Source organism: Brachybacterium kimchii, assembly GCF_023373525.1.
Taxonomy (GTDB): domain Bacteria; phylum Actinomycetota; class Actinomycetes; order Actinomycetales; family Dermabacteraceae; genus Brachybacterium; species Brachybacterium kimchii.
This window is the reverse complement of sequence record NZ_CP097218.1, coordinates 3724559-3736225: the sequence shown is the minus strand read 5'-3', so window position 1 is coordinate 3736225 and position 11667 is coordinate 3724559. Positions and strand designations below refer to the sequence as shown.

General features: G+C 74.1%; 10 protein-coding genes. 5 read left to right on the top strand and 5 right to left on the bottom strand.

Annotated features, from left to right (window positions below):
* Positions 1-59: 59 nt before the first annotated feature.
* Positions 60-800, bottom strand: a complete 741-nt coding sequence (locus M4486_RS16970) for a GAP family protein (protein ID WP_249478506.1) — start codon at positions 798-800, stop codon at positions 60-62.
* A gap of 103 nt (positions 801-903) precedes the next feature.
* On the opposite strand from M4486_RS16970, the gene M4486_RS16965 reads away from it, so the two are divergent.
* Both M4486_RS16965 and M4486_RS16960 read left to right on the top strand, forming a co-directional pair.
* A complete protein-coding gene (locus M4486_RS16965) occupies positions 904-2220 on the top strand; it encodes a sensor histidine kinase (RefSeq protein ID WP_249478505.1) in 1317 nt (438 codons plus the stop codon).
* Positions 2220-2972: a response regulator gene (locus M4486_RS16960; RefSeq protein ID WP_249478504.1), complete on the top strand. Its 753-nt coding sequence runs from the start codon at positions 2220-2222 to the stop codon at positions 2970-2972. Before M4486_RS16965 ends, M4486_RS16960 begins: the two co-directional genes overlap by 1 nt.
* Positions 2973-3034: 62 nt before the next feature.
* On the opposite strand, the gene M4486_RS16955 is transcribed toward M4486_RS16960, so the two are convergent.
* Positions 3035-4048 (bottom strand): hypothetical protein, encoded by a 1014-nt coding sequence (locus M4486_RS16955; RefSeq protein WP_249478503.1) that lies wholly within the window; start codon positions 4046-4048, stop codon positions 3035-3037.
* Positions 4049-4292: 244 nt separating this feature from the next.
* Between M4486_RS16955 and M4486_RS16950 the strand changes: the two genes are divergently transcribed.
* The 3 genes from M4486_RS16950 (at position 4293) to M4486_RS16940 (ending at position 8218) form a co-directional block, all read left to right on the top strand.
* Positions 4293-5474 (top strand): MarP family serine protease, encoded by a 1182-nt coding sequence (locus M4486_RS16950; protein WP_249478502.1) that lies wholly within the window; start codon positions 4293-4295, stop codon positions 5472-5474.
* On the top strand, positions 5462-6403 hold the full coding sequence (locus tag M4486_RS16945) for a phosphotransferase family protein (RefSeq protein ID WP_249478501.1): 942 nt from the start codon (positions 5462-5464) through the stop codon (positions 6401-6403). Before M4486_RS16950 ends, M4486_RS16945 begins: the two co-directional genes overlap by 13 nt.
* A 120-nt stretch (positions 6404-6523) precedes the next feature.
* The gene (locus M4486_RS16940) at positions 6524-8218 is read left to right on the top strand and encodes a glycoside hydrolase family 16 protein (RefSeq protein WP_249478500.1); all 1695 of its coding nucleotides are present in this window, start codon (positions 6524-6526) and stop codon (positions 8216-8218) included.
* 77 nt (positions 8219-8295) lie between these two features.
* On the opposite strand, the gene M4486_RS16935 is transcribed toward M4486_RS16940, so the two are convergent.
* From M4486_RS16935 to M4486_RS16925, 3 genes are all read right to left on the bottom strand, one after another.
* Positions 8296-9345: a putative FMN-dependent luciferase-like monooxygenase gene (locus tag M4486_RS16935; RefSeq protein ID WP_249478499.1), complete on the bottom strand. Its 1050-nt coding sequence runs from the start codon at positions 9343-9345 to the stop codon at positions 8296-8298.
* Between the two features lie 94 nt (positions 9346-9439).
* A complete protein-coding gene (locus M4486_RS16930; protein WP_249478498.1) occupies positions 9440-10954 on the bottom strand; it encodes an amidohydrolase in 1515 nt (504 codons plus the stop codon).
* Positions 10954-11637 (bottom strand): FMN-binding negative transcriptional regulator, encoded by a 684-nt coding sequence (locus tag M4486_RS16925; RefSeq protein WP_249478497.1) that lies wholly within the window; start codon positions 11635-11637, stop codon positions 10954-10956. The genes M4486_RS16930 and M4486_RS16925 overlap by 1 nt, the downstream gene beginning before the upstream one ends.
* Positions 11638-11667: the final 30 nt, after the last annotated feature.

Sequence of the window (11667 nt, the reverse complement as noted above, 5' to 3'; positions counted from 1 at the left end):
TGATCGTTCACGGCCGGGTGTCGTGATTCACACCCGCGGAGGGGCGTCGCCGCACCGCTTCACCCGACGCCGAGCGCGTCCAGCACCGTCCCCAGGTTCCGCAGCAGGAGGATGACGCCGACGATCCCGACCACCCAGGAGAGGGTCTCGGCGGCGCTGCGGATCGCCCAGTCGTGCAGGCGCTGGAGCAGGCGGTCGGCCCGGGCCCCGGCGAGCGCGCGGACGCCCGCGAGCACGAGCCCCGGCACGATCATTACGGCGCAGTAGCCGACCAGCACGAGCGCACCGCTCGCGAAGCCGAGCCCCATCTGCCCGATGATCCCCATCGCCGCGAGGTACGGGAGCATCGACGCGGCTTCGATGACGCCGGCGAGGAGGGCGAGGCCGACGAGGGCCCGCGGCTTCCCGGCCGCCGCCCGCACACGCTCCGACCAGCGGCGCGCGGAGTCCTCGGGATCCCCGCCGCGCTTGCGGATCGACTTCGGGTCGAGACGGAACGACCAGGCGAGCAGCCCGGCGCCGATCAGGGCCAGGGCGACGCCGGCGGCCGGGGTCTCGAGCAGGCCCTGGGCGGAGTGCATGAGCGGCAGCAGCCCGGCCAGCAGGACCACTCCGAGCACGAGGTAGAAGACCCCGATGACCAGGAGGTACAGCACGGTGCGAGCGGCCACGCGCCGTGCGCCGCCCTGGCCGAGGACGAGCAGCATCGCGGGGATCACGAGGGTCCCCACGGACGTCGAGTCGACAAGGGCGAGCACCACAAGTCCGAGCGGGCCCGTGGCATGGGTCAGAGCATCCATGGGTTCCAGGTTTCCGGTCCCGCGGGACCGGTGCGTCATCCCTTGGTGCTGGACCCCTCGATCACCGGTGCCGGCCTCCGCCGCGCCGTCTAGCCTCGTGGGCATGGAATCCGAGCCCGAGCACGCACCGTGGCTGCCGCGCCGCGACCTGCTCGTCGCGGCGATCTACGTGGTCGCCGTGGTCACGCTCGGCGGCATCGGCGGACTCGGGATCGGCACCCAGGGGCTGCTGGCGCAGGGGCCGCTGTGGTCGAACGGCGCATCGATCGCGCTTCTCGTGCCCGCGGCCCTGGCGACGGCGCTGCGGCAGCGGGCGCCTGCGGTGACGCTCGTCGTCACCGGCGCCCTCTCGTGCGCCGAGGTGCTGGGCGGTTCCACGATCGGCGGATACGTGCTGCTCTTCGAGGCGCTGTGGTCGCCCCTCGCCTACGGGTCCCGGCGCCTGGCGCATGTGACGAGCGGCGTCGGGGTGGCGATCTCGATCGCGATGATCGCGGTGACCTCCACCTGGCCGCAGCCGGGCCCGTCGATCATCGTGGGGCTGCTGCTGATCGTCGTGGTCGTCGGGACTCCCCTCGCCTGGGGCTGGGAGGTGCGGCACCTGCATCTGGCGCGGGCGACGGCCGAGCGTCTCGCCTCGGCCGAGCAGGAGCTCGCCGCCGAGCGGGCGGAGCGCGCGGTGGAGACCGAGCGTCGGCGTCTGGCCCAGGATCTGCACGATGTGCTGTCCGGGCATCTCAGCGCGGTCACGCTGCACGCCGGGCTCGCGACGCAGCTGCCCTCGGCGGACGCGCGCGAGCGCTCCCTCGTCACCACCCGGGAGTCGGCGCAGGCGGCGCTGCGGGACCTGCGCTCGGTGATCACCATGCTCACCGACGAGAGCGCGGTCCAGCCCGAGGTGACGCTCAGCTGGGATGCGCTCGCGGCGCGGCTCGATGCGGGGGCGCACACGCCGGTCGGCGGCGTCGGCGGCGACGGGGCCGACGGGGCCGACGGGGCCGACGGGGCCGACGGGGCCGACGGGGCCGACGGGGCCGACGGGGCCGACGGCGGCAGTCTCGTACAGGTCGATCCGGCGGTCGAGGATCCGGCGCGCGTGGATCCGACGCTGCGGGCCGCGCTGCTGCGGATCGGCGCCGAGGCCGTCGCGAACGCCCTCGCCCACGGACGGGCGCCGCGCCGGCTGGACGTCTCCGCGGACGCCGACGCGGTCCACCTGATCTGCACCAACTCATTCGTCCCCGGCCGTATCCGGGCAGACGACTCCCCCGGGCTGGGTCTCACGACGATGCGCTCGCGCGCCCTCGCCGTCGGCGGTTCCCTCAGCGCCGGACCGGACGCGTCGGACCCGTGGACCTGGCGCGTCGAGGTCCGGGTCCCGACGCAGGACCACTCACCGCTCACGACGGAGGCCCCCTGATGTCCGACGCACCCACACCGCCCCTCGCCCAGGTGGCGCCCGAGACGCCGATCCGCGTGCTCGTGGCCGACGACCACCCGGCGGTGCGCGCTGGACTCGTCGCCCTGCTCGAGGCCGACCCGAGCACCGAGGTCGTCGCCCAGGCCGCCGACGGCGACGCCGCCGTCCGGCATGCACGGGCCCAGCGCCCGGACGTCGCGCTGACCGACGTGCGCATGCCCGGAGCGACCGGCATCGAGATCACGCCGGCGCTGCGCGAGGCCGGCGCGCGGGTGCTCGTGATCTCCGCCTTCGACCTCGACTCCTATGTGCTGGGCGCACTCGCGGCCGGGGCCGACGGGTACCTCGTGAAGACGGAGGAGCCGCGCAGGATCCTCGAGGCCGTGCACGCCGTGGCCAGCGGTGACGCCGTCCTCTCCCCCGCCGCCACCCGGGCGGTGGTCGCTGCGCTGCGGAGCGGGTCGGCGGAGGCCCCGTCGGCTCCGTCGGCCCTGACGAGCCCGTCGTCCGCCGTGGCCGCGACGACGAGCGCCGAGGACCGTCCGACGCCGACGGCACAGGGCGCTGAACTCACGCGGCGCGAGGAGGAGGTGCTGCGCCTGCTCGCCCGGGGACTGTCGAACCAGCAGATCGCGCGGGATCTGGTGGTCGAGGTGACGACCGTGAAGACCCACATCACGCACCTGCTCACCAAGCTGCAGGTGGAGTCGCGCGTGCAGGCCGCGCTGTGGTGGCACCGCCACCGAGGATGAGATCGGCTCGACGTGCACGGCCGCAGCCGAGGTCCTGGTGCTGTCAGGACGCGAGCCCGGCGTCACTGACCGGTGCCGGACCCGCCCTGCGCACCGGAGCCTCCGGAGCCCGAGCCGCTTCCCGACCCGGAGCCTGAGCCCGAGCCACTGCCGCCGCTCCCGGAGCCGCTGCCCGATCCCGAGCCGCTGCTCCCGGAGCCGCTGTCACCGGAGTCCCCCGAGCTGCCGGACCCGCCGGAGCTGCCGGAGCCGGAGCTCCCGGAGTCGCCGCTGTCCCCGTCCGTGCTCCCAGAGCCCGAGGAGTCGTCGCCGCCGAAGGGGTTCCAGCCCGAGGAGTCGTCCGTGTCGTCCCCGGTCGAGTCGTCGCCCGTCTCGGAGTCGTCGGTCGTCGAGGAGTCCCCGGTCGAGTCGTCGGTCGAGGAGGAGTCGTCGCGGGTGGAGACGTGCTCGGTGCCGGTGACCGAGCGCTGGATCTGGCCGGTGCCCGGCGAGAGCTCCGTGCCGACGACCCGCTGGACGCCGAACACCGCGGCGATGCCGATCACGGCCATCGCGAGCGCGAGCAGGATGATCCTCGGCGCCCGGGACTTCTTCGCGCCGTCCTGACCCTCGGCGTCCTCGGCGCGCTCGGATCCGGCGCCGAGCGAGGCGACGCCCGCCGCCGCGTCCTGCTGGGCCGCGCGGCGACTCGTGCGCGAGGAGTGCGGGAGATCGTTGACGGAGGACGCGGACGCGCGTGCGCCGGGCTTCAGCGCCTTGACCTGCACCTGCTTGAGCTTCTGCTTGCTGCGGTTCACGGAGTCCGTGTAGAGCGCGAGCGCGGCGGCGGAGACCACGGAGGTCAGGGCCGCGCCGAGCACGGTCCCGGCGATGCCGAGCTGTCCGCCGATCACCGAGGCGGTCGCCGCGGCGGCGCCGCCCGCGACGAGGCCGGAGGGCGAGAGCTTCTTGACCTGGGAGTCCGAACCACCCTCACGGCCGTCGCCGTGCGCGGGCCCGCCGCCCGGTCCGGCGCCTCCGCCCCGGTGGTGATCATCGAGGGCAGGGCGATCCGAGGCATGGGAAGAGGAGGACATGCGCTGAATCTTGCTGCTCTTCGTCAAAGATCGCGACGACGGACCTCACAGTTCGCTGAGAGCCCCCGGAATCACTGCATGACCTGGTCCTTCTTCGATGATGAAGCGCGTCACAACCCTCCCCCGCGGTCCGATGCGCCACGCCCCCGGGGCCGGCCGGCGACCGGGGCGGGGCGACGGTCAGCCATTCCTCGCGCGCACCCGGCATCATGGGGGCATCGCGCACGGCTGAGGAGGTGGACCGATGGTCTGGATCGTCGATGTCGTCGCCGTCGTCATCGTGCTGGCCTCGCTCGCGGCCGGACTGCGCTCGGGCTTCGCGGCGACGCTCGGCGCCCTGCTGGGGCTCGCGGCCGGTGCCGCGGCCGCGGTGTGGGCACTCCCCCACGTCTCCGGCGCGGTGGATCCGCCGTGGCGCACGGCGGCCGTGCTCGGCGCACTGTTCCTGCTGCTGGTGGTCGGCTGCGCGATCGGCTCGGGCATCGGCGGGCTGATCCGTCGGGGCGCCGACCGCATCCACCTGCGCGTCCTCGAACGCCTCCTCGGCGGGGTGCTCGGGCTCGTGCTGGGCCTGGTCGTGGTCATGTTCGGCGGGGCAGGACTTGTCTCCGCGGGCATCCCTGGCGTCTCCAGCACGGTCGCGTCCTCGCGGGTCCTGCAGCAGATCGACCGTGCCACACCGGAGCCCGTCGACGACGCCCTCGCCCAGCTGCGCGCGGAGGTCGTCGGCGCCCTGCCCATGCCCACCATCGTGAGCCCGCCCGAGGGACTGGGCGAGGCCGACGTCCCGACGTCGGCCCCCGTCGACCTCGACCAGGCGGACCTCGCGCAGGCCGCGCAGTCCGTCGCGCGCGTCTCCGGGCCGACGAACGGCTGCGGCACCATCTCCACCGGGTCCGGCTTCGTGATCGCGCCCGATCGCATCGTCACCAACGCCCACGTGGTGGCCGGCGTGGAGCATCCGATGGTCGAGCTGCCCGGCGAGAGCGCCCGGGAGGGCCGCGTGGTCCACTTCGACGTCGAGAACGACCTGGCCGTGATCGCGGCCGACGTCGACGCCGAGCCCCTGAAGCTCGTCGACACGCTGGACGACGGCGCCTCGGCCGTGATCCAGGGGTATCCGCACGGCGGGCCGTTCCGCTCGTCGTCGGCGACAGTGCGCGCCTCGGGCAGCGCCGAGGTGCACGACGCGCACGGCGAGGGCAGTGTGCGCCGTGACATCTACGTGCTGGACGCGGAGGTCGAGCCCGGCAACTCGGGCGGTCCGCTGCTGGACTCGGACGGCGGCGTCGCGGGGGTGGTCTTCGCGCGCGGTGAGTCCGACGACGACGTCGCCTACGCGATGACCAACGCCGAGCTGCTGCCCGTCATCGCGCAGCTCGACGGCGAGACGGAGACCGTCTCGACGGGCGCGTGCACGGCGTGAGCGCCGAGGGCGTCGAGGGCGTCGAGGGCGCTGAAGGCGCTGAGTACGATCTCGACCCGGAGCTGCGCCGCTGGCTCCACCCGCTCTTCGGAGAGGTCGAGCTCGTGCGTCCCCTGGTCGGCGGGATCACCGGTCAGATGCTCCAGTTGCGGCGAGCCGACGGCGGCGACGATCTCGTCGTCCGCCGCTGGCGCCGCACGGGGTCGGAGGAGCAGGACCGGGTGCGGCGCGAGGTGACCGGGCTCGAGGCGCTGGCCGCCTCGGGGCTCTCGATCCCCCGGCTGCTCGCCGCGGATCCCGACGGCAGCGGATCGGGCCTGCCGACGACCGTGACCACGTTCCTCCCGGGCCGGGTGGAGCTCGATCCCCCGGATCTGCGGGAATGGGTGCGGCGGCTCGCGGAGATGCTCGTGCGCATCCATGCCGTGCCGCCGCCCGCGCTCAAGACCTGCGAGTACATGCCCTATGCGCAGCACCCGTGGCTCGTCGCCCTCGACGACGCCGGTCTCGCCCGGGATGCGCACGAGCTCGCCTCGCGCACCCCTGATCCGTCGACCGCAGTGCTCTCCCACGGCGACTTCCAGCACTTCAACGTGCTGTGGGAGGGCGCGGAGCGGCCTCGGATCCGTGCCGTGGTCGACTGGCCGACGGCGGGCCTCGCCGACCGCGGTCTGGACGTGGGCCACTGCCGGCTGAACCTCGCCGTGCTCTTCTCGGCCGATGCCGCCATGTGGTTCCTCGAGGACTACGAGCAGGTCGCCGGGGTACGCGTGGCCCCGGCTGCCGACGTCGCGCAGCTGCTGGGATTCAGCGATCAGTGGCCCGGGTTCATCCCGATCCAGGTCGCGGGGCGCCGGGCCGTGGACGGGCCCGGGATGGCCCGCCGGGTGCAGGAGACGATCCGGCGGACGCTGGATCGGTCGGGGTGAGGGGACGAGCCAGACCCTCACCACACACCAAAAGCGTCACGAGTATTGACACTTTTGCGTCCCCTCTCTAGCGTGAGCGCACCCCGTCCGGGCACACCATCCTGATCCAGGAGCACGACGATGACGTCATCCCGCCCTTCCGACTCGTCCACACGAACTCTCACGGGCCCCGCCCTGCGACGCCGCACCCTGCTCGGCCTCGCGGCCGCCGGCACGGCCGCCGCCGGGATCGCCCCCTCGTTCCTGCGCCCCGACGCCGCCCACGCGGCCGGCGGCCCCACCGACGACTCCGGGCACGCCGATTTCTCCCTGACCTGGGAGGAGAACTTCGACGGCTCCCGCCTCGACCCCACGACGTGGGAGTACGAGCTCGGCAACATCCGCGGCAACGAGCAGCAGCACTACTCGAGCAGCACGGACAACGTACGCATCGAGGGCGGTCGCCTGATCCTCGCCGTGACCGATCGGCCCGCGGCGGACCAGTACCGCAACACCGAGCGGCTGGGCTCGGCGGCGCGCCTGGTCAAGTACAACTCGGGCAGCGTGCGCACCCACGCCGGGCGGGACTTCCTCTACGGCCGCCTCGAGATCCGGGCGCGACTGCCGAAGGGCAAGGGCGCGTTCCCCGCGATCTGGACCCTGGGCCACGACTTCCCGATCGACGGCCGGATCGACCCCTCCCAGGGGTACGGCTGGCCCTCGACGGGAGAGATCGACATCGCGGAGATGATCGGCGCCCCCACCGCCGAGCGCGCAGCGCAGGGCGAGACGGCGAGCGCAGGCACCAGCAACAGCACCGTCTACGGGACCCCGCACTTCTGGTACTCGGAAGGCGACGCCGACGGGGACGGCACCTATGCCCCCTACGCGCTGGGTGGGAAGACCACGACCACGGAGGACCTGCACGAGGATTTCCATGTCTTCGGCGTCAACCGGACGCCCGACAAGCTCGCATGGCTCCTGGACGGGGTCGTCTACAAGACCCTGCACTTCGTCTCCGAGGACCCGGCGGACCAGGCGCGGCGCGACGCCGCCCGCGCGGGGCTCGCACGCCCCGCCTACCTGCAGATCAACCTCGCGACCGGCGGCAACTGGGCGGGCGACGCCGGTGACCACCTCGCCGAGGACGGCGCCCGGTTCGAGGTCGACTGGGTGCGCTTCTCGCAGACGAAGGAGCAGGCGGCCCAGGACGCCGCCTACCGCTCCTCGATGCCCGCGCTCTCCGGCGTCGAGGACGTGGCCATCCGCCAGGGCGATCACGCCGACCTCGTCGCCGGCGTCACCACCGACACCAAGGACCACGCGGTGGAGGTGTCCGTCAACGACAGCCCCCTGTTCGTCAACACCGGGGCGCCGGGCGGCCGGAACGAGGTGCATCTGCGCGTGGCCTCCGCCGACGACGCGGATGCGGTCGCCGCCCTGCCCGAGGGGACCTACGCGATGTACCTGACGGCGGTCCCGCGCGGAGAGGCGCTGAGCGGCGGCCGTGTGCCCACCGCGCTGACCCGACGCAGGAAGGCGACCCTCACGGTGCTCCCGGCAGAGGGCATCGAAGGAGACTCCCGGGGCACCGTGGCGACGGTGGACCTGCCGGACGGGTACTCCTTCCGCGACCCGTCGCTGCGCTTCTCACGGAACGACGAGTACGTGGTGGACTTCGTGAACCCGGAGGATCCGATCCCCGCGCGCAAGCGGCCCGTCCACCCCTTCGTCCTGCAGGAGTCGGCGATCACCCTGCGCGCCTGCTCCCCCGCACACGGGGATCCGCATCCGCGGAAGGGAAAGAAGAAGGGCCGGGGCCGCCACCACCGCTGAGAACGCCGTCCCGGCCGCCGGGGCCAGGGGAATCGTGACCGACGGGGCCAGGGGAATCGTGACCGACGGCCACGGGCTCAGGATCCGGCGCCCACGGTCCCGGCGCGCAGGGACGCGGCCGCCTCCCATCCGGTGGCGAGGCCGAGGCGCGGGGCGACCTCCGTGGCCAGCAGCTCGAGGCTGCGCAGGGTCATCTCGTGGGGCGCGGCGATCGAGTGCACCTGGAACGAGACGTCGGTCGCCGCGGGCAGCGTCTCGTCGGCCGCGAGCGTCTCGCAGACCTCGTCGACGGTCCCCACGTGCGTGTCGGTGACGGCGACGAGCTGCTCGATGCTCGCTCCGGCGGCGTCGAACCCGCTCTGGCCCGCGGCGAGCGCGCGCAGCCCGGGCTCCGCGAGGGCCAGCGCGCGGTCGCGATCCTCGGGATCGACGACCAGAGCCGTGCGCGAGGCGAGGACCCGCGGGACCGCCCCCGCGGGGAGCGCGCTGCGGTAGGCCTCGATGATGGGCAGCTGGAGCTCGTGCAGGGGCAGGTCGAGGGCGTCCTCGGGGCGCACCTGGGTGCGCGAGAGCATCAGCCCGTCGCCGGCCTCGCCGGCGCGTCGGCCGCCGTCGGCGGAGAACGTCGCCTGCCAGATGCGCCGGCCGAGGTCCCCGGCGGGCGGGTAGATCCTCGACTCGGTCCCGCGGACCCCGCGACCGGCGAGCGCGTCCCGCAGCACGCCCAGGTGCTCGGCGAAGATCTCCCGGCGCCGGGCGGGGTCGCGGCCGAAGGCGGGGAACGACGAGGGCGTGCCGCCGGCGGCGATCCCGAGCTGCACGCGCCCGCCGCTCAGGGCGTCGAGCACGGAGGCGTCCTCGGCCGCGCGCAGAGGACCGTCGATCGGGAGGGTGAGCACCCCGGTGGCCAGTGCGATGTCGCGCGTGCGCTGCGCCGCGGCGGCGAGCAGCACGAAAGGCGAGGGCAGGCCGCCCTCGTGCTCGCCGAAGTGGTGCTGGGCGACCCAGGCGGAGGCGAAGCCGAGCTCGTCGGCCCGGCTGATCTGCTCGAGCGCGAAGCGGTAGCGGTCGGCGGGGCTCGCCTCCTCGAGGAGTCGGGTGAACAGTCCCAGGCGGGGTCGGGTCATGGTGCGGGGTCTCCTCTGGCGCCGGGTGCGGATCCGGTCCTCCCGAGCATCTCACCCGTGGGCCGCCCGCGGACATCCGGGGCGGCCGCGCGGCTCAGAGCGCGCGGTGCGTCCAGGCGCCTGCGCGGATCGTCCCCAGCACCTCCATGTCCCGCAGCGCCGATTCCGGCACCGCGAGGGGATCCTCGGCGGTGAGCACGAGGTCAGCCGTGTCCCCGACGCCGATCGATCTGCGGCCGTCGGTCGACGCGCTCCAGGCGATCTCCCGCGGGATCCGCTGCTCGGGATGCCAGGCCTCGCGGCCGTCGCGCTCCCTCGTCACCGCCGCCGCCATCGAGATCCAGGGGTCGAGCGGGGCGACGGGGGCGTCGGACCCCAGGCGGAGCCGCGCGCCCGCCCGCACGAGCGAGCCGAAGGCGAAGGCGCGTCCCGTGCGTCCGCTCCAGTGGCGGTCGGCGACATCGCGGTCGTCCATCGCGTGCTCCGGCTGGACGCTCGCCTCGACGCCCAGCTCCGCGAAGCGGGGCAGGTCCTTCTCGCTCACGAGCTGCGCGTGCTCGATGCTCCCCCGCGCCCCCGTCTCCTCGAAGATGTCGAGCGCGAGGGCCACCGCACGATCGCCGATCGCGTGCAGCGCGGGGACGAGGCCGCCGTCGTGCGCCCTGCGGGTGAGGGCGAGCGCCTCCTCGGCAGACAGCGCGCGCAGTCCGTGGTCCGTGCCGTCGGCGTCGTAGGCGTCCTCGACCCATGCCGTGCGGGTGCCGAGCGACCCGTCCAGGACCAGCTTGAAGGGCCCGACGGTGAGCAGTCCCGCGGTGCCCTCGACGGACTCGCCCGTCCGCAGTCCGTCGCGCAGCGCGCGCTCCAGCTCGCGCGGATAGATCCCGGAGCGCACGCGCAGAGCATCGGCGCCGGCAGCCATGCGGCGCTGCCAGGACTCGATGCCGAAGCCCATCTCCAGGTCGACGACGCCGACCACGCCGCGCTGCGCGGCGTCCCGGACGGCCTCGCGGACCCAGCCGTCCAGGGTCTCCTCGGGCACCCGGGACAGCTGCCCGGTGGCGTCGAAGGCATCGGCCTCCCGCAGCACCCCGTCCCCTGGGAGGGGCCTGCCGAGCCCGCGCGCGAGCAGGTCCAGGGCGGGTCCGTTCGCCCAGACCGTGTGCAGATCGTGGCTGATCGCGACCGCCGGCCGGTCGGGCACGGCGGCGTCCAGGAGGGCCCGCTCCGCGCGATCGGGCCACACCCCGTCGCGGAAGCCGTGCCCGATGAGCACCGGGTCCCGGTCGCGGTCGCCGGTCCCCGCCGCGGCGGCCATGGTGCGGGCGAGCTCGGCCGCGCTCGCGCACGCGGAGACGTCGATGCGGCGCCGCGCGAGGGACCACTGGTCCATGTGCGTGTGGTGGTCCCAGAGGCCGGGGCCCACCCAGGCGCCGCCTGCCGCGACGACCTCGTCGTCGGCGCGCGCCGCGAGCCCGCCGGCCGGTGCGATCTCCTCGATGGCCCCCTGGACGATGCGGAGGTCCACGGGCGCCGCGTCGGCCCCGATGCGACGCACCTCCTGCAGCAGCGTCGCCGGCGGCACCGGCGTGGGCGTCGGCGTCGCCATCAGTCCTCACCCCGATCCGCGGACGGATCCTGCGGGGCCGACCGCTGCGGGTTCGGCTCCCCGTGCTCGCGGACCATCTCGGCGGCGAGCGCCGGGTTCTCGTAGGGCCCGGGCGCGCGCAGCGCGGAGATCACGGACTCGATCACCGCGGGGCCCTTGTCCTGGCTGAGCTTGGCGCGGGCGTCGAAGCGCCGGACCCGCACGCGGATCCCGACGGTCCCGCGTGCGATGCCCCTCGCCCGCTCCTCGTCGATCTGCAGGGAGACGGGGTGGGGCATGCGCTGCTCGAAGTGGTCGACGAGCCGGAAGAGCACGGCGAAGTTCTCCTCGTCCGAGAGGATCTCGGGCGTGCCCCAGAGGTGGGCGGTCACGTGGTTCCACGTCGGGATGAACTGATCGGGCGGGTACCAGCCAGGCGAGACGTATCCGTGGGGGCCCTGGATGATCACGAGCACCTCGTGGCGGCCCAGCTCATGGGCCTCCTCGTCCGGCCGGCCGACGTGGCTGACGAGACTGATCCCGTCCCCCGGGTCCTCGCCCTCGGCCGGCTCCTCGAGCAGGAAGGGGTAGTGGGAGGCGACCAGCCCCGAGGCGGGCGAGACGATCGTCGCCCAGGGGTTGCCGCGGATCAGGCGGCGCACCTCGTCGGGATCCGTCAGCAGGTACGAGGGTGTGTGGCGCATGACCGACACGTTCCCACGAGGTGCTCGCCC